Source organism: Pseudomonas corni (assembly GCF_057128765.1).
On the sequence record NZ_JBSKHW010000006.1, the window covers coordinates 237014 to 258700 of the forward strand.

Here is a 21687-nt window from a genome sequence, read left to right on the forward strand (position 1 = left end):
AGTTTTCGCATTCTCGCAGCCGATCGCTCGTATGTGCAGAATCGTGCAACGTGGTAGCAGAGGTGTACTCCATGTCAGGCCTCTGCCTTGTTGTGAGTCAATGCGGCATTCTTCTGAAAAATATGCTTGATCGATTGCGCCAAGCCTTTCCAGTCTTCCCAGCGTCCGCTGATGGAAGAATGGGTATGCGAGATTTCAGCGATTTGTTTTGGCGCGCTGCCTACTATCCCGGCTAACAGCATTTTATCGTTGATAGTGAGTCGATTCCATATCTCGATATCCATTGCGCCGGGTTGGGCAAAACGTAACTCTAATCTATCTCCACGGTGATCGGTCGATTCGACGAACCAGTTCTCAAAGGCATGAGCGCTGATTTCAGGGAATTCCAGCCTTGGGTTTTGCCCAAATTGGCCGTCTGGCGTATCAACCGTGGCAATACGGTAGACAAAGCATGGCGATGTGATGTTTCCCAACGACATGTTTTCGAGCTTAATTTCGATATGATGATAGCTATCACCGTGGAACAATTTTCCGGCGCGGATGGCGTCATATCTGAAAACGACTGGCCATGCATCGAGTATATCCTTCAGCTTGATGAGGGCCGACCTTAGCTCCTGTCGGTCCAAGGCCTTCGGGGCACTCCAAATTGTACGATCTACAGCGATATCCACAAGTTTTTCAACCAGGGCTTTCAAAAAGGTCCACTCGGTCGTACTTAAGCTCGACAGGATGTTGTTGCTTCCAAAGTTTGGAGGCCCTTGTAAAGGAATGCACGCCAAGGCTGTCCCAGCTTCTATGCCCGATGGCCAACGAATAGGAGTAAAGTCTTCAGAACTTTCTTGTGAGGTGCTGATTGCAATACCAGCCACCCCGTCTTTTATTATTGTTTCGAAGCGTAGTCTTGGGACTGATCTTCCATTCAGATATAAGTTTGTTATATCCCAAGAAAGGGTTGGGTGCTCAGCGCCTTTAGCCTGAGTCACACTGAGCATGTCGTAGTCCCAATATCCTGGATATCGTTCCAGCATTTTTCTTGTGCGAGTGGTTGCCTCTTGCAGCTGGGAGTTGAGCGAGGCCGATACGTACAGATGTTCCTCAAGCAATTCTTGCACTCTATGCAGCTCGGTTACAATTTCATTTTTTTCAGTTGTTTCTTCGTTCAATTCTTGCTCATAACCCGCAATAATCGACTTGAATCGTTCAGCTGTTGTATCTGTGACGACATTTTTGTCGAGACGCGAAACGTCATCAATGGTTGGCTTATTAAGCTTGGTGTTTTCTATTTTTAATTTTGCTGCCTGTTCATTGGCCGTGGTGAGATTTTTGCGTAAATTAGTTTCTATTGTTTTTAATTCCAAAAACCTCTGTTGCTGATGATTGTTCGATGCAAGTAGAGTTGCATACCCATTTGCAGCCGCTTCAATCGAAACTGTCTCGAAGCCCGAACGTTTATCATTAGCACCGAATAGCACCGCTTCCACTTTCGTTTCTAACGCCACTAGTTCTGGCTGTTTTCGTACTATTTCTTTGGCTAGATAGAGAGCTACAGGGTCCTCATGATAGCTTGTGCGACTTTGAGCGGCGTCGGGCAGTCCGAGGTTCCATCGTTCTATCAGCGCAGTTACGTATGACTGTTTGTTGTTCGAAAAAATTTGAAAGCTGACGAGCTCGCTTTTTTCGGGATGCCGACTATGAAATTGCAACATCGTTTCCGTTTTGGCGCGCCAGCTCTCCATCAGATCTTCGATCGCAGTCTGGGATGCTTCGTTGGCTAATATTAGATCGGCAATCAGCCCTTCTAGCGTTGAGTGCAAAAGTATGAAGCTGGTCTGTTTATTAAAGCTTTCCCAGTAGTCAAGATGATCTAGGCTTCGAGTATCCGCCCAGTGCCATACAGCACTCGAGCTATTAGCACGGAAAATTTCGCCAGCTACCTCATTCCACTCTTGATTTACTTTTGCCTTCGCCTTCAGTTGTAATTTTGCAGAAGGTTTTGTGGTTTCTGCCTTTTCATGCCAGTGATGAAGAGATAGCTTTTCGCGCGTTATTGCTGGTAAGGCGTCTGCAGACCCACTGCTCCTAAGGTACGCAGCAAAATTGTCTAGCTGTTTTTGAGAGGAACCTGTAATGCATATACTCTTCATGGTTTCTGCGCCGCTAGATTTCTATAAATAATTTGATATGCGGAATAGATAGGGTCCTGGTTCCATATTGATGGCACTGCCTCTACTCCGTTTGTCAGCCCTGAATGTTCTTTCGCCTAACGGTTGATCCCCGCTGGATATGGTGTCGGCGGCTGATCTATTTGTGGTGCCGAGCTGCCACGCTGGGAGATGCTTCTCACCGGCATCGCCAACCCCCCATAAGGCCCACTCAAATAATCCAGGCTCAATGCCGGGTGATAGTGCGGATCACTTTGTCCTGCCGCGAACCACCGTTCTACAAACCGCTGCTGCTCGCGAACGGCTCGCGCGCGTTTTTCCGCGCTTTCGTCTTTCCCGCGGCTGGCAGATTCCGCATGTATCAGTTGCGCAAAAGGGGTCCAGATCAGGTTCAAGCCAGCTTGCTGGATACGCAGGCAAAAATCGACATCGTTGAACGCCACCGGGAAGGCGTGTTCATCGAGGCCGTTCAACGCTTCGTAAACTGAGGTGCGGACCAGCAGACAAGCGGCGGTCACGGCGCTTTGGCGTCGCGCGATTTGATTCATGCCCATGTAGCCCGGGTCGCGTTCTTCCAAGTTATTGCCTGTGTGCGCAGCCAGCCCGTTCACGCCGACGACGACGCCACCGTGCTGAACCATGCGGTTGGGCCAGAGCAGTTTCGCGCCTACCGCGCCGACATTCGGACGAAGGAGTTGGCTGACCATTTCTTTCAGCCAGCCCGCTTCGATGATTTCGATGTCGTTGTTGACTAGTCCGATGATTTCACCGCTCGCGTGTTCAACCGCTCGGTTGTTGATGGCCGAGTAGTTGAACGGGTAGGGGTGATGCAGGACTTTCACGCCTCTGCCCGGCAGTTCTGCCAGGTACGCCAGGGTTTGCGGATCGCTGGACTGGTTGTCGACGATGATGATTTCCAGGTTCGAGTAATCAGTGTCGTTGAGCAGCCCTTCAATGCAGGCGTGCAGCAGTTTGTATTGATCCCGGGTCGGGACGATCAAGCTGACGCTCGGCAGGGTAGGGGGCAAAGGCCAGTGTGCGCGAAGTAATGCGGGAAATGCCGGAAGTGCTCTGACTGTGGCGCCAGGCTCAAGGGACTGGCACAACCAGGCGATTGCCTGATGGCGGTCCATTGAGGGCCAGGCTTGTTCCGGGCTTGCTGGCGTTCTGTGATCGCGGTGGTAAAGCACCTGCGGAAGATGCACCACTTTTGCTTCAAGCTTTTCAGTCGCCAGAACGATACCGGCAATCAGGAAGTGCCAGTTCAGCGATTGCAGCTCATCAGTCGGTGATAGCAGCGACAATGCCGCGCGCACAATTTCCACACCAAAGATCGCGCCAGCGGTGAATATGTCTGCACCGATAAACAGGTCCACATCCCATACAGGCTTGAGCCACGGCAGGCTGCGTTCACCTTGTGGGCCATCGCGATCACAATCGGCGTAACCCCAAGCGATGCCTTCATCAAGTAGGCCTGTCAGGTGATCGAAGGCATATTTGCTCAGACGGTCGCCAGCAGTAAGCGGGATGATGCAATCGCAACCAGCGTTGAGCAGCTCTATAAGTGCGGGGAGCAGGTTGTCAGCTGATGTTCTGGCGACTTTCAACGGCGTGGATTTATTTGCACGCAGACTGGCAAGGCTGACGCCTTCCATTTCCATGTCGCCATCGCTGAGCATCAGCAGGCCGATCTTGGTATTGGCGCGAGTATTCTTTTCAGGAGCCAAGTCTTGAAATACCTCGAACCACTGCGGGTAATGCTGAAAGCCTGCGCTTTTCGGGGAGCGGAGTGTTTGCTCTTTGGCGACCTGGGTCAGCAGCGCCAGCGTTTGATCATCAGGGCCGCTATGGTCGTGCAGTTGCAACAGGCCTTCCAGCCCTTCAGGCCAGCAGCACAGTTTTATCGGGCTGCCGGATAAAGGCTGACCCAGATCGTTTTCGATGTGCAGGGTGTGAAGCTTGCCGTCCGCGAGCTCCCATGGCAGATCAATGGTGAAACCGTGATCGCTGGTGGCGCGATAAACCAGTGCCTGGTGGTGTGTGTCGCAAGATACGCGACCCAAAACGCGGCTGTCCTCGCGAACGGTCACTTCGACGTGTCGTTGCGGAGCCTCTGGGTCCCACGCCCATCCACTGATTCTCAGGCCACCGCTGTGCCAGGCTTGCGACGCAACGGGTGCCGGTTCTTTACCGGGCAATGCCGGAAGCGTCAGCTCACCTTTTAAGGCGTAGTCCTGATTGGCAACCCGAGCGCTAATGTGGCGCGCATCGTCGAGCCAGCTCTGGCGCAGCTGTACGCCGAAGCCATGGAATTCATCACCCATCTCGGCGTTGGGCTGGAACTGGTCCGCGCGCACAAGGGAAACGCACGCGCCATCGATCAGCACTTCCACCACAAGGCGTTGATCGGGTTGCGTAATGTCCAGCGCCCAACCTTGCAGCACATCACCGTACAGTCCAGTGATTGCGCCGCGAAAGGTGGCGGAGGATTCAAGCTGGCCGGTGGCGGATGGCTTAGTTATGACTTCTTCTGACATCAGGCCCGGCTCGGTGAAAGTGGTAGTGAGTGCATAGAAAAGGCGCCCGCGTCATTGGCGACCGGTCCCGGCATCGCGTACAGCGGCAAGCCGACCGACGCTGCCAAATCGGGGGCATGCCAACTGGCGCCCGGGTTGGGCTGCAGGCTCAGCGCGCCCTTACAGCCAGCCAGTGCCAGGCAGTCAGCAAGCTTCAGGCCAGTCACCGTAGGCAATGCATGAACTGCGCCAGTGGCCAGCAGGGTTTTCTGCCAGGCGCTGTCTCCCTGCGCGAGCAGCATCACCGGCAGATTTTCACGGGTGATACGTCGGCCAAGATCCAGCCACTTGTTGGCAAGTTCAGCGTCGTGCAGCGCGTCAGCGATAAACAGGATGTGGGGCGCAGGTTTGCTCGCTGGCAGCGTTTTGCTTTTGGCGTTGATGACAATTCGCACATCCGGCAGCGCTGCGACGTAGCGTTTTTGCAGCGCTTTCCACGGCAGATGAACGCTATGGGCGTGGCGAGCAAAAGCGGGCCAGTCACGCCCGCTGTCCTGGCGCAGCAACTCGTCGTCGCGGCAGATGATCCGATAGGGTTTATCAAGTCCGGATGGCAAATCAAGGAACTCGGCTGGGCAGCCAGCCAGTTGCTCAAAGATCAGCTCATCGACGGGCAACGCCTGCAGGTCCTGGAGCAAGCGCTCGCAGTCTGCTGGCAGCACATAGTCAAGACTCAGCAGTAGCGGTTGCACTTGAGCATTGAGCGTGACGAGCGTGCGCGTGCCTTGATGACGCCAGTTCAGGCTAAGCGGTGCGTCAATTTCAGCGGTGCTTTGCACGTGCAGTTGTTTGATGCCCAGCTTCGGCCACGCGCAGCTGGCACTACTCGCGATCAGCGCCGACAGCTGCGCAAGGCGCGCACGCTGAAGCGCCTGGCGCGCAGGCTTGAGTGGATCACGCAGGCAGAAGTCCTGATAGCGGTTCGAGGCATCCGGATAACGACGCTTCAAGATGGCGTTGTTGTGCGCGACGCGCAGCGCCTTTTCGTCACCGAAGGAAATGCCGCCCTGGTGGGCAACGAACACTCCTGGCGCCCCCATGTGACGCCAACCCAAGGCGCGGGCCCGCAGGCACCAGTCGGTTTCTTCGCCATAGCCGCGCAGTAGGTGTACTTCATCCAGATAGCCCACGACATCGATGGCGCTGCGCTTTATATACAGGCAGAAACCACAGCCGGTTTCGATTTCAATCGGCGGGCTGTTCGCGAGCTGCGCCATGTCGTCGAGCACCGCTTGCTCTTCGGCGGTGGGCATCGACTGGCTGACGCGGCTCACCGGGAAACTCATCAGCTCGCCGTTGTTGGTAAACGGCGTCACCGAAGCAATGTCTTTTTCGCTGTAGGCGACACTGCGCAACCGATCCAGCCAGTTGCCATGCACCCGCGTGTCTGCGTTGAGCCAGACCACGTCGCGCTCTGGGCTTAGCGCCATGCCCCGATTGACGTTGCGGATGAAGCCCAAATTGACGGGGTGCTGAACATGCTCAATCTCGCCTGCGGCCGCCAAGGCCTGCAAAGCTTGGCGCAGCTCGGGATTAGGCGTGGCGTCGTCGAGCACAACGAGGCGATGGGCGGTGCGATTCAGGCCTCGGTTGCGCAGCACGCTGTGCAGGCACTCCAGTGTTTCGTCGTAGCCGTCGTAGACCGGGACTAGGATGTCGACCGGCTCTTGGCGGCTCAGATTTTTGCTCGCCGGGGTCGGCGGATTGAATGCGGGCAGGTTGGACAGTGGACTGCCAGCCAGAGGAGTGCCGTCCTTGAAACGTACGTGCAAGGTTTGCGCAGGATTGCTGATGCGTGCGCGGATGGCGCCGTAGGTATCGGTCAGTCCTGCTTTGGTCAGCAGCGGGTGTGGCTGGTAGGCCGTGTACGGTATGCGCTCATCGTTGGAGTCGATGTGCAGCTGGACGACTGACTTGGGAGCCTTGAGGTTAACGGCCCAGCCCACAACCTCATCGGTTTCGGGTTGAAACCGCACGACGCCGACCACGGTAGGGGCATCAGGTTGCGCGGCCAACAAGCCGAGCACCAGGCCCAGCTCGCTGGCGTCATCGATATCCGGAAGGCGGGCGAATATTTGTTTGCGCAGTTTTGCCGGTGTTTCCGTTCTGCTTCGGGCCTGCCACAACATGATGCGCAATGAAGGATCGGCTGGCATCTGCTGCCAGGCAGCGGCTAACTGTTGCGCCGCCAATTTCGGCTGCTGTTGGACCAGGATGCTGCGGCCTGTCAGCGCACGAATGTCTGCCCGGTCAGGTAGCGCGTGGGCGGCACTGCTCAAAAATAGAAAGGCGTGATGAGGACGTTGCTGCTGGATGGCTTCGATGCCTTTCCAGATCAACGCCTCAGGGCGGTATTCAGGGGTTTGTAGCGCTTTCTCAAGAAAAATCACGGCGTTGCCATGCTCGCCATTCGCGCGTGCACGGTGGAAGTTGTCCATGAGCGTTCCACGCTCAGGCGCTTTGGTTTCTGACATTGCCATGGGGAGTTCGCAAAAATAATAAAGAGGGGCGCCCGAAGGTGCCCCTTTTTCAAATACCCCCAGCCTTGCGGCCGGAGGTACTCAGTGTTGCAGCGGTGCGAAGAGTTAAACCGCGCCGTGTACTACAACCACGTTAGTGATGTGGTCTTGAGCTTCTGGCGAACCAACGATGGCGATAGCCACGTCAGCTTGGGTGGTGCCTTGATCCAGCGAAGCTACCCACTCAGCTTTGTAAGTATCTACATCGCCTTCTGGACGGCCCAGTGCGTTGGTGTAGAGCGATTCAACGAATTCAACGTTGGCGTGGTGAGACGCTTCTGCCGAACCGAAGATCTGGCTCGCAACTTCCGAACGGGTGCTGCCTGCGATCAGTTCGCCAACCCAGTGACTGACATCATCACCTTGGGTAGCACGGCCCAGTGCCGAGTCGTACAGCGATTCGATGAAGCTGTCGTTAGCCTGACCTTTGGTCTGAGCTTCGGCAGAAACAGCGATCTCGCCGGCAACTTCGCCTTGAGTCTTGCCGCTTGCCAGTTGATCCAGCCAGAAAGTCTGGTCAGCTGCATCAGCAGGGCGTTCCAGCAGCGAGGTGTACAGGCCTTGGACGAAGTCGTCGTTTACCGAGTTTTTGTACTCAGTAGAAGCCAGGAAGCTTTCAGTGATCGAGGTCAACGAAGTACCGTTGTTGATCTCGTTGCTGAACAGCTCAGCGCCGCCGTTATCAGCGTCGCGACCCAGCAGGCCTTCGTACAGACGCAGAGCCGATGCTTCAGCTTCGGTTTCAACGATTGCGATGGTGTGGCCATCAGCGAAGGTGACGAACTCGCCGCCCTGGATGGTTACAGAGTTGGTGTCGCCACCCAGTTCCAGGAAGCTGCCTTTAACCGATACGTCGAAGTCAGCCAGGTTGCCCTGAACTTCGATCGAATCACGGCCAGCACCAGCCAGGATTACATCGTTGCCCAGACCGGTAACGATGGTGTCGTTGCCAGCGCCAGTTTCGATGTGGTCATCACCTGCGCCGCCAGTTACAACGTCGTCGCCGCTACCGGTGATCAGAACGTCGTTACCCAGGCCGCCATCCAGAGTGACGTTGCCACCCAGTACAGTCAGGGTGTCGTTGCCATTGCCGCCGTTAACGATGATGTCGCTAACTGCTGCAACGCGTGCCAGAGACGAAGCTTCCTGGCCAACGGTCAGGCTTACGTCAGCATCGCTGTCGATCAGGATTACTTTAGCGTCAGCAACGCTTTCTGGCAGAACCAGGTTAGCTTCGTCGCCGGCAACGCCGTCAACAGTGATAGCCAGTACGTCAGGCGAACCAGTGGTAACTGGTGCAGTAACGCCGTCCCAGCCAGCAACGTTTACGGTTGTTGCAGTATCCAGACCCAGCAGGGAGGAGATTGCAGCAGCAGTAGCAGCAGAGATTGCTACGTTGTTGTTGATAGCGGAGCTGAATTCAGCGGACGAAGTAGGGGTATCGTATTGCAATGCCATGAGTCATTTCCTGCCATATCAGGCCAGTTGGCCTATGTTGCTATCTGTCTGCGTAATCGCAGGTTTTTCCCTAAGAGACTTATGGCGGAGAGCGTTGATCTCAGTTTTGGGAGTAATCGAAATCTGTAAAGCCACCAGCGGCTCACTGCCACTGGGTCCAAAAAGCATTTGTTCAGAGACGATGGCTTGCTTGGCGCCACCTGCAAATACGGCGTAGCCGGTCAACTCGTAATCGTTGCGCTCGGGGCCGGTAAGGCCAAAGCCAACGGCAACCAGTGAAGCGCCTTTAGCGCGAGCACCAGTAAAATTGCCGCTGAGGACCTTCTGGCTTGGGCCGGCACCGGCAATGGTGCTGGTGTAAACGAGATCAGTGCCTTCAGGCTTGTTAACCCAGGCAATAGAAAAGCCTTCGATGCGCGCAGTTGAACTCTCGTCGCCCAGCCACTGATCGGTCACGCAGACTTCGCCAGTTTCCTGGAGGTGTCCGGTAAGCTTCAACACAGCGTTGGCAGGGGCGGTTTTGGAAAAAGCGACAGCCTCGGGAGCAGGCTTGGCGGGAATGAAATTGCGCATGATGGCGGCGGAGGTGTCGATGCGATCAATGCGCAGATCGACAGGATCGACCTCGACGTCGGCCAGGTAATATTCGGTAATCAGGACAGTTGCTACACCACTTTTGACGCGACCGATGATGCAGTCGCCGAGTTTGGTGAGCATGTTTTTGCTGACGCCTTCTCCGGGAAAGAAGTCGATCACGCCTTTACCTAACGGCGCTTGCTGCAATGCAATGAACACACTTCGTTCAGCGATGGGCTGTGAGGCGTAGCGAAAAATGTACATCCCCGGCTCGAGCAGAGTCACGCGGGAGGTGATTTTCAGGCCATCTAATTTTTGCGACTGCACTCAATAAGCTTCCTTCTTATCCCGAGCTGAATGTAACGGGTCGTCTGCAATTGACCGACTCAGCTAAACGCAGGTACTGCCCAACTTCTGTCAATGCTTCATGGCGCATTGGTGGCAAACCACCGAAGGGCGAGATTAATTCATTCGTGGGAATTGTCAACCGCGCGGGTAGGAAATTTCGTCCATTTGGATTGATAGATAGTTGAACTGCGCAAATCTTTCAATCTCCCGTTGTCGCTCTAGCCGTCTGTCAGGAATCTGGAACTTTATTCAAGATTCCTGCTCCGCACAGAGGTGGCATATTTGCGACGCCCGCACATTAACGGTGGTTAAGACGTCTGGGTTTCAGGACTGTCGATACTGATCGCTGACTAATTAGCAATGCGCTTTTTGTGCGCGTACCGCGTGTCACATTGGTGCGTTATGAAGCGATGAACCAGGAGTTTTGGTGTTGGAAGGCTCTATCTCGGCGTTCTCGAGGTGGGGTTAGGATCGTATCTATGACGCCGCGGTTATTGCTCGGCTGTTGCCATGATCCCGGAAAATTACCTGTGAAGACCGTTGTACCGATGGTGCGATGACCTCCGAGCAGAGTCGCCCCAGCCTGTTTACCAATGCTGTGCGTAGTGCAATTCAGTAAAGTGACTGAAACAAACTGATAACGTTTTTTTAGCAATTTTGCTGCTGCATCTTGCTCAATTTAAAAGCGACGGTTCTTAAGCTTGGAAATGGAGTCTGTATATAACAGCCAACATATTTAAATTGTGGAAATCATAGTTCGATAATCAGCTAACTATATAAGCAAATATTCGGAACGCGCCGTTGATCGACAAACCTAACAAAACATTCATGTATTTCTGCCGAACGGGTAGCGATTTGGTGGCCATTTGGTGCTGCCTCACTCAAATGCGAGTGATACACTGCGGCGCTTTCGCAGCCTCCTCCTCATCAGTATGGATTCTATGAGTCGCTCACACGAAAATAATCTGCAAGCCGCCTTGAAGGCTTGTAAGGGCAGTTTTTTCTCAGTGGGCTTTTTCAGCCTGTTCGTCAACGCCCTGATGCTCGTCCCCACCTTCTTCATGATTCAGGTTTCTGGTCGCGTCGTGCCCAGTGGCAGCACCTCAACGCTGATCATGTTGACCCTCATTCTTTCCATCTTGATGCTCACGCTCGGCTCCCTTGAGTGGGTCCGTTCGCGGATCATGGTGCGTGTCAGTAATCGCCTGGATATGTTGCTCAGCGGTGACGTCTACCGCGCCAGCTATAAAAAGGCGCTGAGCAGCGGTGGTATGGATGCCTCGGCCCAATCGTTGAACGACCTGACTTCGCTGCGGCAGTTTTTGACAGGCAACGCGTTGTTTGCTTTTTTCGATGCTCCTTGGCTGCCGATTTATACCGTGGTTATGTTCCTTTTTCATCCATGGTTTGGCTGGATGACTTTGGCGTCCGCTGCAGTGCTAGTGACGTTGGCCTACCTTAACCAGCGCTACACGGGTAAAGCTATCGCCGAGGCAAATAAACAAAGCCTCGCTGCAACTTTGCAAACCACCAAGAGCTTGCGCAACGCTGAAGTGATTGAGTCCATGGGCATGTTGGACACACTTATGGGGCGATGGGCTGTACGTCAGCGCCGTGTGTTGGTTTTGCAATCGCAAGCTAGCGACAAAGGGGGGATCATCACCTCGATCTCCAAGACTTTCCGGATTTGGGCTCAGTCGATCATGTTGGCGCTTGGGGCATATCTGACTGTGACCCACGAGATTAACCCCGCCTTGATGATGGCTGGTTCATTGTTGCTCGGTCGGGCGTTGTCGCCAGTGGACCAGATGATCGGCAGCTGGAAAGGTTTCGTCAGCGCACGCATGCAGTACGAACGTCTGAACGCCACCCTGGAGAAACTCCACGGCGAACCGGAGCGTATGTCGTTGCCTGACCCAGAAGGGCACATCCAGGTCGAGAATCTGGTCATCGCGCCTCCCGGCGCCAAAGCTGCGGTCATTCGCAACATGAGCTTCGTCGCAGCGGCAGGCAGCATCGTCGGTATCGTCGGGCCGAGCGCTGCCGGTAAATCCACACTGGCTCGCGCGCTGCTAGGCATCTGGCCTCCTCAGCACGGCACGGTCCGCCTCGATGGCGCCGATATCAGTGCCTGGGATAAAACCAAACTCGGGCCGCACCTTGGCTATTTGCCCCAGGACATCGAACTGTTCGAAGGCAGCATCAGCGACAACATTGCCCGCTTCACCAAGGTTGATCCTGAGAAAGTGGTTCTGGCCGCTCGTACTGCCGGGGTCCACGAAATGATCCTGCAATTGCCCGACGGTTACGACACCGTCATCGGCAGTGAAGGCGTCAATCTTTCCGGCGGGCAGCGTCAGCGCATTGGTCTGGCCCGCGCCCTTTACGGCAGCCCGCGCCTGATTGTTCTGGATGAACCCAACTCCAACCTGGATGAAGTCGGCGAGCGTGCGCTCAGTGTTGCTCTGCAGAAGATCAAGGAAACGGGCGCCACGGTGTTCATCATTTCCCATCGTCCGAGCGTCCTGTCGCGGCTTGACCGGATCATGGTGCTCAACGCCGGTGTCATCACCATGTACGGCGCCCGCGAGCAAGTGATCGCAGAGCTTGCTCAGCAGCAAGCCAAAGCCCAGCAGCGGGTCGCTCCAGCTGCGCCAGCTACCCCAGTTGCCACCGATGCCGCACAGCCGAGCGCGTAAAAGGAAGTTATAGATGACCAGTAATGCGCTTACCGTGCTCGACGAACCCTCTGATGACATGCCAACGTCCGACCGGGGTATCCGGCGAATCGGCATCACCATCGTATTAGTGACGTTCGGTATCTTCGGCACATGGGCTGCGTTGGCGCCCCTGGGCAACGCGGTATACGGCACAGGGTTGGTGACCGTGCAGACTTACCGCAAGACCGTGCAGCATCTGGAAGGCGGCATCGTCAAAGAGCTGCTGGCACGCGACGGCGACACCGTTCGCAAAGGCGATCCATTGATCGTGCTGGACGAATCGCAGTTGAGTTCCGAGTACGAATCCACTCGTAACCAGTTGATCACTGCAAAAGCCAAAGAGGCTCGTTTGCGTGCTGAGCGTGACGATCTCCCGGCCGTCCCGCCGCTGGTCATCAGTGGCGTGGAAAGTGAACGCGCACGGGAGGCCATCGATGGTGAAGCCCAGGTGTTTAGGGCGCGACACGATTCTCGTCTCGGCGAAATCTCCGTTCAGCAGGAGCGCGTCGGCCAGCTGAAACAGCAGATCCTGGGCCTTAACGACATGATCCGCACCAAGATCAATCTCGAAAAATCCTACAGCGGCGAGATCACCGAACTCAAGGATCTGCTGTCCCAAGGCTTCGTCGACAAACAGCGCTTGCTTGAGCAGGAGCGCAAGCTAGACATGCTCAAGTCCGAGGTGGCCGATCACCAGTCGAACATCACCAAAACCCGCCTGCAAATCAACGAAACCGAGCTGCAAATTATCCAGCTGAACCAGAAATTCAGCTCCGATGTGGTGAAGGATTTGAGTGACGTGCAGGCCCAGGTATTCGACCTGCAAGAGAAGTCATCGGCGCTTCAGGATCGACTGTCCCGCGTAGTAATTCGGGCCCCTGAAGACGGCATGGTGCTGGACATGAAAGTGCACACCATCGGTGGCGTCGTCAGCCCGGCTACGCCGTTGCTCGACATCGTGCCGGAGTCTTCCGAGCTGGTGGTTGAGGCCCATGTGTCGACCAACGATATTGATCGGATCGCTGTCGGCAAACTCACGGATGTCCGCTTCAGTGCGTTCAACAGTGCGACTACCCCGGTTATCCAGGGCGAAGTTACGCGCGTGTCAGCTGACCGCCTGACCGATGAAAAGTCTGGCGACGGCTACTACCTGGTGCGAGTGAAGCTGACCGATGAAGGCAAAGCACGCCTGGGTGATCGAAAGTTGCAGCCAGGGATGCCGGCTGAAGTGCTGATCAAGGCGGGCGATCGGACCATGCTGCAATACCTGCTCAAACCTGCGCGCAACATGTTCGCCAAATCGATGATCGAGGAATGATCCAGGTGCGTTTTTTTTCTGGTTTTTTGCTTGGTGTGATCGCGGTACAAGTTCAGGCGGCCCAGCCCGTGGCGCCGCAGACAGTCAGTGCTTCGACGTATTCGCTGGACTTGATGACGCTCTATCGCGAGTCTCGGCTGGAAGACCCGAGGATTCTCGCCGCCTACGCCAGAGCGCGGTCTGCTCGCGAGCAAGAGCGTGAGGCACTTGGCGGGCTGTTGCCGCAGGTTACTGCGAACGCTAACGGCAACCGAATTCTGCGCAAGGACGAATTGTCCCGTGAGTACTACAACAACAAGAGTTACTCGCTGAGCCTGACCCAGTCCCTCTACAACAAACAGACTTGGGAACACTATCAGCAGGCTAAAAGTCTGACGTTGCAGCAGGCCTCGCAGTCCGAGGATGCTCAGGCCGAAGCAACGGTTGATCTTGCCCAGCGCTACTTTGACGCCCTGGCCGCTGACGATGAGCTGGAACTCGTCCAGGCTGAGCGTCGTGCTACCCAAGGCAACTTGGATAGGGCGAACGCGATGTACGCCAAGCAGTTGGCGATGGTTACTGACGTCCTGGACCTCAAGGCTCGGGTTGACGCGCTTGCTGCGCAGGAAGTCGATGCTCGTAATCAGGTCAGGTTGAGTCGTGAGGCACTTTCAGAAATTGTCGGGCGGCCGATCACTGAACGGCTCAGCCGTATTCGCGACGACATCGCGCTAGAGGCTCCAACCCTGCCTTTGCAGAATTGGATCGCCCAGGCGATGGACAGTAACCCTATGCTCAAGGCCAAGCAGAGCGCGGCTGCGGCAGCGAACTCCGCAGTTCAAGAGGGGAAAGGCGGGCATTATCCGTCCCTGACTTTCAGCCTCAGCGCGCAGCAGAGTGACGTTGGTTATGACAATACCGAAACGCCGCGTGCTGATAGCTACGTCGCCACACTGGGCGTGAAAGTGCCTATTTATAGCGGCGGATCGACCTCCGCTCGGGTGCGAGGCCTCTATGATGAGCAGCTCGCGACCGAGCAGGAATTGGAGGGCGTGCGTCGTCAGGTAGTGAAGGAAACCACAAGCAGCTTCCTGACCGCACAGTCGAGCATCGATAAAATCCGCGCTAATAAAAACGCAGTCGAGTCCGCCAAACAGTCGAGTATTGCCGCGCAAAAAGCCGTGGTTTATGGAGTCGTCAACGCGGTCGACGTGCTGACAGCGCTGCAGAAGGAATTCCAGGCCCGCCGTGATTTGTTAAAGGCGCAGTACGACTTCATGACCAACCTGTTCATCCTCAATCGCTGGGCAGGCAGGGCTTCGGAAGAAAGCGTGAACAGCGTGAACGTCTGGCTGGGCGGGAAAGAGTCAGACGCCGTGAAGGACCTCAAGGTGTCCAGCGCCAAGCGCTGACCTCTGCATCGAGGATGGCGACCGCGCCGCCATCCTGCTTTTGCCACGACGCCTTCCTGCTTCTGCCGCACCGCATTCTGCTTCTGCTTCTGCTTCTGCTTCTGCTTCTGCTTCTGCTTCTGCCGAAGGCGTAGGAGCTCTCGGAGGTTACGACGGCAGCGATGGGCTGCGAAGCGGCCCTAAACCAAACGCCTCGATACATCAGACAAACCGCATTTCCAGGTTTCACTGCCGCTGCGCGGCAGATCGTCGGCAAGCCAGACTCCTACGGCCTCCGGCCAGAATCAAACCGATTTCCGCCACACTCCTACGGCCTTCGGCCAGAATCAAACCGATTTCCGCCACGCCACCCTCCCGCTTCTGCCGCAGGCGTAGGAGCTCTCGGAGGTTACGACGGCAGCGATGGGCTGCGAAGCGGCCCTAAAACCAAACGCCTCGGTACATCAGACAAACCGCATTCTCAGGTTTCACTGCCGCTGCGCGGCAGATCGTCGGCAAGCCAGACTCCTACGGCCTCCGGCCAGAAGCAAACCGATTTCCGCCACGCCACCCTCCCGCTTCTGCCGAAGGCGTAGGAGCTCTCGGAGGTTACGACGGCAGCGATGGGCTGCGAAGCGGCCCTAAAACCATGCGCCTCGGTCAATCAGACATATATAGCGGTGTCGGTTGCCTTGGCTTATGTCCGGAAGGCGAATCTCTCTCCCTCATCCCTTGGAGGCCAGCACCTTTTCATAGACTGCCAATGTCTTTCGGGCGCACTCCTGCCAGGAGTATTGCTTCGCGCGTTCCAGACCTCTGGCGATCTTTTCCGTGCGGGTATCGGTGTGCGTCAATACGTCCTGCATTGCGGCAGTAATACTGGCCGTGTCCATCGGATCGACTGGCCACGCTGCGTCGCCTGTTACCTCGGGTAAGGATGATGTGTTCGAGGCAATCACCGGGCATTGTGCTGCAAATGCCTCGATCACCGGCAATCCAAAACCTTCATAAAGCGACGCGAAAACTAATGCGCCCGCGCTCTGCATCAGAGCCATGACTTCTTCTTGTGGCAAATAGCTCAGCCATTGGCCTTCACCTTTGTCTTTCAGGCGTTGGAGCGAGGGAATAAGTTCGTCGTTATCCCAGCCATCACGTCCCACGACGATAAGTGGATGTTCTTTGCGTACTTTGTCAGGCAGGGCTTCAAACGCATCAACAATGCGCGGCAGGTTTTTACGTGGCTGCAGGGTCCCGATCGACAGAAAGAAACCCGGCCCAAGACTGTGCTTTGCCAGTACGACATCTTTGGCCGATTCATCGATTCGCTCGAAGTAAACCGGGTCAACACCAAGTGGTGTGACGCTGATGCGATCGGGGCTTATCCCAAGATGCTCGACCATGTCCTTCTTACTGTGCTCGGAGATAGTAATCAGATGATCGGCCTGGCGAATGCTGCGGGTAAACAGCCAGCTTTTCAGGCGCCGCAAATCTTGTTTGATCCACTCAGGATGAAGTTGCGGAATCAGGTCCATCACGCTCGCGATGACGGGCACACCTTTGATTCTGGGGATCTGATGATCCGGAGCGTGGAAGAGATCCACTTCGTTGCGGATCGAAGCTGAGCACTTGAGCGGCATGTTCAAGACACCGCTCAATGCCGCCTGGACTCTGAAATCGCCGGCCAGGCTTTGAGGTTTGCCGCACTCCAGAGTGGGCAAGTCGTTGCCGAACGCATACGGCTTCAGATGAATAGATGGGTGGGTTTCACGGGCGAGTACATCAAGGGCCTGCCAGAGTGAGCGTGTATAGACGCCAATGCCGTCCAGATGCCCCTCGCGCTCACAACCTGCCCAAACGCTGCAGCTGAAACCAATATCCATGCGTAATTCTCAATCCAGATCGTCACAGGTCAGATGGGGCGTGAGCCTACCATGAGTGGCGTCGCTGAGCATTTGGCCACTGTCCGCGTTACATCAAGGGGGAGGGCGAGTCCTGGGGACAGCAACATTTGGTCGGCCAAGGGTTCAGCTATTTGCCCGCTCCGGAGAAAGCCCGATGTTGTTGCTTCGTCGGAGTTTTTTTCGAAGGAGTCTTTGCAGCGGCACCTCAAAGAAACGGTGGCTGGAAAAGCTGATTGCAATGAGCACAACCATAAAAATCAGCAGCATCCACGGACTGTAAAATATCGCTCTGCCATAACCCAGATAATCCACTGCCATCGCAAACAGCATCTGCAACGGGAAGTGCAGCAGATAAGAGGAATAACTGATATCGCCGATTGCGGCGAACGGCTTCATGAAGTTTTTGTAGGTAAAACCAATCGCGGCGAGGGTTGATACCGAAAGCGGGAATGCGATGCCGGTTAAAAAGAAGATTCCCACACTGGGTGTCATCCAAATATAAATCCAGCAGGCCGCCGAGAGCAAAGTCCCCGCTGCTGCGATTGATCTGATACCCAGGTGCCCTAATGCATAGCGCAGGACGATATACCCCGCACCCCCGCAGAAGAACGTGAACAGCCCGCTGCCTAATTTGTATTGGGTGGGATAAATATAGGCGCCGATTACGATCATCAACGCCACAAGGGGCAGGCGAAGATGCTTGAAGGAAAAAATCACGAAGAAGATCGCGTAAAGCAACACCTCCACCGATACGGACCAAATGGGTGCGTTGAATGACCAGCCTTTCTCCAGGCCCCAGCTCGGCGCCAAGAACAGGTTGAGCATAAAGTGATAGGTGTCGTTGAGCTGATAAACGAAATCGGTATCGTGATTTGCTCTGTAGGCTAATTGAAGTACTGCAACTGCTATGAAAGTCACAAAGTGCAGCGGATAAAGTCGACTGAATCGGTCAATGAAAAATGCATAAGGCGTAATGCGTCGATCAGTTATTTTTTTTGAAAATAACCAGAAAAATACAAATCCTGAAATGCAGAAAAATAGCTCTACCGCCAAAGCACCGCGCGTATAAAAGACGTGTAGCAAATCAAATAGCGGTTGCTTCTCTAGCACTAGATTTCGGGCGTCGTCGCCCAAATAGAAAAAGTGCTGCCAATGCCAGAACACGACGGAGAGTGCAGCGATGCCGCGCAAAACATCGAGCGCATACACCCTTTCAACATCCAGTGTCGGCCTTGTCATTCGATACTCGTAAGAAATTTCGTAATGCAACAAAGTCTGCGCAGAAAGCTCCTACGCGTCAAAGTGTTTCGGCGTGCATGGGTTGCTCGGCTAACCCGGCGTAGAGTGATCTCACTACGCCATTGTCTTTCCCCCTCCAACCCGTCACCATCGCCTTTTTTCGGCCATCTGCTTGCTTAACGGATTAAACGAATTGGCAGCACGTTCAGCTCATGGACGGTTTGGGCTTTGGCTACTTTTTGCGCTGTTGATATCGAGCTGCGCGGGGGTTGGCTATCTCAACGCCGACTGGGATTTTTCTGTCATCAGCCGGCGCGCCGAATCGCTGTACGGGCCGCTGGGCGCAGGAAAGCAACGTATCGATGCCTGGCAGAATCTGCTCGCCACGCAAAAGCAGGCCAGCGAGCCGGACAAGCTGAACGTGGTCAACCAGTTCTTCAATAAGCAGATGCGCTATGAAGAAGACATCGACCTGTGGCACGAGGTCGACTACTGGGCCACGCCCATTCAGTCGCTGATGAAGGGCGCGGGCGACTGTGAAGACTACGCCATCGCCAAGTACTTCAGCCTTAGACGATTGGGCGTCCCCAGCGAAAAATTACTGATCACCTACGTCAAGGCCCTGCGCCTGAACCGCGCGCACATGGTGTTGACGTACTACTCAAGCCCCAACGCCGTGCCGTTGGTGCTCGACAGCCTGATCGACGCGATTAAACCTGCAAGTGAACGACCTGACCTGTTGCCGGTGTACGCCTTCAACGGCGAAGGACTCTGGTTGCCGGGTGCGCAGGGCAACAAGAAAGTGGGGGACACCAAGCGTTTGTCCCGCTGGCAGGATTTGCTGAAGAAAATGACCGCTGAAGGCTTCCCGACCGAGCCTGAGTATTAGGAGTTTCGATGTCTCTTTTCAAACAACTGTTGATTGCGATCTGTCTGTTTCTGGTGGTGGCGTTTGCTGGCAGTTTTGTCGTCAGCCTCGAAAGCTCCCGAACGCAGTACGTCAATCAGCTGCGCTCCCATGCTCAGGATGCGGCGACGTCGTTGGCGTTGTCGCTGACGTCCAATATCGACGACCCGACCATGGTCGAACTGATGGTCAGCTCGATTTTCGACAGCGGTTATTACGCGAGTATCAAGGTGGTGGATCTGGCGACCAATGCCGCCATCGTCGAGCGTAGCGCTACGCCGGATAACCAGGGCGTGCCGCAGTGGTTCATCAACGCTATCGGGCTTGAGCCGGCAGGTGGCGAGGCTATTGTCAGTCGCGGCTGGCAGCAGACGGCTCGGGTCGAAGTCGTCAGCCATCCGATGTTTGCCTTGGCCAAGCTGTGGCAGAGCGCGTTGGGGAGTCTGGGTTGGTTGCTGGCGTGTGGCGTGGTCAGCGCAATTCTAGGCGCCTTGCTGCTGCGTCGTCAGTTGCGTCCGTTGGATGACATGGTTGCGCAGTCTCATGCGATTGGTCGTCGTGAGTTCACTAGTATCAAAAACCTGCCGCGCACGCCTGAATTGCGTCGTGTGGTGCAGGCAATGAATCAGATGGTCGAGAAGCTCAAAGCGCTGTTTCAGGAGAGCACCGAGCGCAGCGAAAAGCTGCGGATCGAGTCGTATCAGGACAGCCTGACCGGGTTGTCCAACCGCCGTTATTTCGACATGCAGCTGGCCGCGCACGTCAGCAATCTGGAAGAAGAGCGCGCGGGTTATCTGCTGCTGCTTCGTGTGCAGGATCTGGCCGGTTTGAACCAACGTTTGGGCGGAAAGCGCACCGATGCATTGCTGATCGCGGTAGGGCAGGTATTGGTGCATCAGTGCGAGCGGCACCCGGAAACTCGTCACCTCATCAGCCGCAGTCGTGGCGGTGAGTTTGCTGTCCTTGCGCCGGGCATGGACCGTGAAGAGGCTTTGCAACTGGCGCAAAACCTGGAAGTGGCGCTGCAAAGTCTGGTCGCGACCGGAGCGTCGGATGTGTCGCCCGTCGCGCACATGGGGCTTGCGCCTTACAGCCCGGGTGACGCGCCGCTGACTCTATTGGGGCTTGCGGATCAGGCCTTGTCCCAGGCTGAAACCCAAGGCGAGCAGACCTGGAGCTGCATCGAACACGGCGCCGTGACCAGCCTTGGCGATGACCACCACACCTGGCATCGCGTGCTGGATCAGGCGTTGAACACCGGTGGTTTTCAGTTGTTCTTCCAGCCGGTGGTCGATGCACGCGAAGAGGGCAAGGTGCTGCATTACAAAGTGATTTCGCGCTTGCTGAATGAGCACGGTCAGACCATCCCTGCTGGACGCTTCCTGCCCTGGATCGAGCGCTTCGGTTGGTCGACGCGTCTGGATTTGTGGATGCTGCATCAGGTGCTCGCGCATCTGCAGACCCACGACCAAAGCCTGGCGCTGAATTTTTCAGCCGCGACCCTCGCCGACAGCCATGCGCTGGATCAGGTGTTCGATGCGCTGCGTCAGCATGCGAAAGTCGGCTCGCGTCTGACGTTCGAGATCGGTGAAGAGCAGTTGCCGGAACAGGCAGTGTTGGAGCAGTTGACGCGGCGTCTGCAAGCGACCGGTTTCTCGCTGGCGTTGCAGCGCTTTGGTGGTCGTTTCAGCATGATCGGTAACTTGGCACATCTTGGCCTGGCGTATTTGAAGATTGATGGCAGCTACATCCGCGCCATCGACGAAGAAAGCCACAAGCGTCTGTTCATCGAAGCCGTCAAACGCGCCGCGCACAGCATCGACCTGCCGCTGATCGCCGAGCGCGTCGAGACCGAAGGCGAGCGGCTGGTGATTGCAGAAATGGGAATTGAAGGGGTGCAGGGGCAGTTGGTGGGTGATCCTGCGCCTTGGAAATAAGGCTGTTTTCTATGGTCCGCGCCCGCTTTTGTAGGAGCTGACGACCAGCGGAAGGCTGCGATTGCGGTCATCAAACAGACCGCATCGCAGCCTCGCGCTGCTCGTCAGCTCCTACAAAAAAACGCGAAGGACGCACAAATAAATGTGGGAGCGGACCTGTCCGCGAATGCGGTGGCACAGGCACCACATTGGGTGAATGTTCTACCGTCTTCGCGGACAGGTCCGCTCCCACAGGGTATTGCGCGTTAAACCTGACACCAGGTTAATCCCGGCCCACAGGGTATTGCCGAATAGCGCCGGGCTTCAGATCAACCCGGTCTCGTCATCATTGATCAAGTCGCTCAGCCCGCCCAGTGATTCCCGGGCTTGTGTGCGGTCCATCAATTTGGCCTGCGCCGCAGCGGGCAGGTCCGTGACATTCAAAATGCCCTTGGCCGTCAGGACCTGAATCAAGTCGTCGAGTACACGGATCATCTCCATGTCGCTCATCTTGAGCTGATTCAGGCTCTTTTCGACAACCTCGTCGGCATACCAGGCCTGTATCTGGTGATCATCGGCGGGCAAGATTTCGGTCGCTTCAGCAAACTCGGCCGCTTCCACCCGCAGGATTTCACCGCTGTCATCGCGCTGAACGTAAAACATCGATCATTCCTCAA

General features: G+C 55.7%; 13 protein-coding genes. 5 read left to right on the forward strand and 8 right to left on the reverse strand.

Annotated features, from left to right (window positions below; all coding sequences use genetic code 11):
• Nucleotides 1-74 precede the first annotated feature (74 nt).
• From ACWKV9_RS12375 to ACWKV9_RS12395, 5 genes are all read right to left on the reverse strand, one after another.
• Complete coding sequence (locus ACWKV9_RS12375; protein ID WP_483836388.1) at nucleotides 75-2144, reverse strand: hypothetical protein; 2070 nt, start codon at nucleotides 2142-2144, stop codon at nucleotides 75-77.
• 116 nt (nucleotides 2145-2260) lie between these two features.
• Nucleotides 2261-4699: a glycosyltransferase family 2 protein gene (locus ACWKV9_RS12380; protein WP_483836389.1), complete on the reverse strand. Its 2439-nt coding sequence runs from the start codon at nucleotides 4697-4699 to the stop codon at nucleotides 2261-2263.
• A complete protein-coding gene (locus ACWKV9_RS12385; RefSeq protein WP_483836390.1) occupies nucleotides 4699-7176 on the reverse strand; it encodes a glycosyltransferase family 2 protein in 2478 nt (825 codons plus the stop codon). Before ACWKV9_RS12385 ends, ACWKV9_RS12380 begins: the two co-directional genes overlap by 1 nt.
• Before the next feature lie 147 nt (nucleotides 7177-7323).
• Nucleotides 7324-8715, reverse strand: coding sequence for a DUF4214 domain-containing protein (locus ACWKV9_RS12390; protein WP_483836391.1), 1392 nt, complete (start codon nucleotides 8713-8715; stop codon nucleotides 7324-7326).
• A gap of 18 nt (nucleotides 8716-8733) precedes the next feature.
• Nucleotides 8734-9555 (reverse strand): hypothetical protein, encoded by an 822-nt coding sequence (locus tag ACWKV9_RS12395; protein WP_483836416.1) that lies wholly within the window; start codon nucleotides 9553-9555, stop codon nucleotides 8734-8736.
• Between the two features lie 1025 nt (nucleotides 9556-10580).
• On the opposite strand from ACWKV9_RS12395, the gene ACWKV9_RS12400 reads away from it, so the two are divergent.
• From ACWKV9_RS12400 to ACWKV9_RS12410, 3 genes are read left to right on the forward strand one after another with little or no spacing between them, the layout of a single operon-like run.
• Nucleotides 10581-12338: a type I secretion system permease/ATPase gene (locus tag ACWKV9_RS12400; RefSeq protein ID WP_483836392.1), complete on the forward strand. Its 1758-nt coding sequence runs from the start codon at nucleotides 10581-10583 to the stop codon at nucleotides 12336-12338.
• 13 nt (nucleotides 12339-12351) lie between these two features.
• Entirely contained in the window at nucleotides 12352-13677 is a 1326-nt protein-coding gene (locus ACWKV9_RS12405; protein ID WP_483836393.1) for an HlyD family type I secretion periplasmic adaptor subunit, read from the forward strand.
• Nucleotides 13674-15068 (forward strand): TolC family outer membrane protein, encoded by a 1395-nt coding sequence (locus ACWKV9_RS12410; protein ID WP_483836394.1) that lies wholly within the window; start codon nucleotides 13674-13676, stop codon nucleotides 15066-15068. Before ACWKV9_RS12405 ends, ACWKV9_RS12410 begins: the two co-directional genes overlap by 4 nt.
• Before the next feature lie 704 nt (nucleotides 15069-15772).
• On the opposite strand, the gene ACWKV9_RS12415 is transcribed toward ACWKV9_RS12410, so the two are convergent.
• Both ACWKV9_RS12415 and ACWKV9_RS12420 read right to left on the reverse strand, forming a co-directional pair.
• A complete protein-coding gene (locus tag ACWKV9_RS12415; protein WP_483836395.1) occupies nucleotides 15773-16927 on the reverse strand; it encodes a glycosyltransferase family 4 protein in 1155 nt (384 codons plus the stop codon).
• 144 nt (nucleotides 16928-17071) lie between these two features.
• Nucleotides 17072-18187 carry an acyltransferase family protein gene (locus ACWKV9_RS12420; RefSeq protein WP_483836396.1) on the reverse strand — a complete coding sequence of 372 codons (1116 nt, stop codon included), beginning with the start codon at nucleotides 18185-18187 and terminating at the stop codon, nucleotides 17072-17074.
• Between the two features lie 193 nt (nucleotides 18188-18380).
• Here ACWKV9_RS12420 and lapG point away from each other — a divergent pair, with 193 nt between their 5' ends.
• Both lapG and lapD read left to right on the forward strand, forming a co-directional pair.
• Nucleotides 18381-19076: a cysteine protease LapG gene (gene lapG / locus ACWKV9_RS12425; protein WP_483836397.1), complete on the forward strand. Its 696-nt coding sequence runs from the start codon at nucleotides 18381-18383 to the stop codon at nucleotides 19074-19076.
• Between the two features lie 8 nt (nucleotides 19077-19084).
• Entirely contained in the window at nucleotides 19085-21031 is a 1947-nt protein-coding gene (lapD, locus tag ACWKV9_RS12430; RefSeq protein ID WP_483836398.1) for a cyclic di-GMP receptor LapD, read from the forward strand.
• A 303-nt stretch (nucleotides 21032-21334) separates the two neighbouring features.
• Here the strand turns inward: lapD and ACWKV9_RS12435 are convergent, their stop codons facing one another.
• Entirely contained in the window at nucleotides 21335-21673 is a 339-nt protein-coding gene (locus ACWKV9_RS12435) for a tryptophan synthase subunit beta (RefSeq protein ID WP_483836399.1), read from the reverse strand.
• Between the last annotated feature and the right edge of the window lie 14 nt (nucleotides 21674-21687).

Bases quoted from the DNA above. Each gene is read 5' to 3' on its own strand.
- ACWKV9_RS12375 (WP_483836388.1), bottom strand. From the start codon at position 2,144: ATGAAGAGTATATGCATTACAGGTTCCTCTCAAAAACAGCTAGACAAT.
- ACWKV9_RS12380 (WP_483836389.1), bottom strand. From the start codon at position 4,699: ATGTCAGAAGAAGTCATAACTAAGCCATCCGCCACCGGCCAGCTTGAA.
- ACWKV9_RS12385 (WP_483836390.1), bottom strand. From the start codon at position 7,176: ATGGACAACTTCCACCGTGCACGCGCGAATGGCGAGCATGGCAACGCC.
- ACWKV9_RS12390 (WP_483836391.1), bottom strand. From the start codon at position 8,715: ATGGCATTGCAATACGATACCCCTACTTCGTCCGCTGAATTCAGCTCC.
- ACWKV9_RS12395 (WP_483836416.1), bottom strand. From the start codon at position 9,555: ATGTACATTTTTCGCTACGCCTCACAGCCCATCGCTGAACGAAGTGTG.
- ACWKV9_RS12400 (WP_483836392.1), top strand. From the start codon at position 10,581: ATGAGTCGCTCACACGAAAATAATCTGCAAGCCGCCTTGAAGGCTTGT.
- ACWKV9_RS12405 (WP_483836393.1), top strand. From the start codon at position 12,352: ATGACCAGTAATGCGCTTACCGTGCTCGACGAACCCTCTGATGACATG.
- ACWKV9_RS12410 (WP_483836394.1), top strand. From the start codon at position 13,674: ATGATCCAGGTGCGTTTTTTTTCTGGTTTTTTGCTTGGTGTGATCGCG.
- ACWKV9_RS12415 (WP_483836395.1), bottom strand. From the start codon at position 16,927: ATGGATATTGGTTTCAGCTGCAGCGTTTGGGCAGGTTGTGAGCGCGAG.
- ACWKV9_RS12420 (WP_483836396.1), bottom strand. From the start codon at position 18,187: ATGACAAGGCCGACACTGGATGTTGAAAGGGTGTATGCGCTCGATGTT.
- lapD (WP_483836398.1), top strand. From the start codon at position 19,085: ATGTCTCTTTTCAAACAACTGTTGATTGCGATCTGTCTGTTTCTGGTG.
- ACWKV9_RS12435 (WP_483836399.1), bottom strand. From the start codon at position 21,673: ATGTTTTACGTTCAGCGCGATGACAGCGGTGAAATCCTGCGGGTGGAA.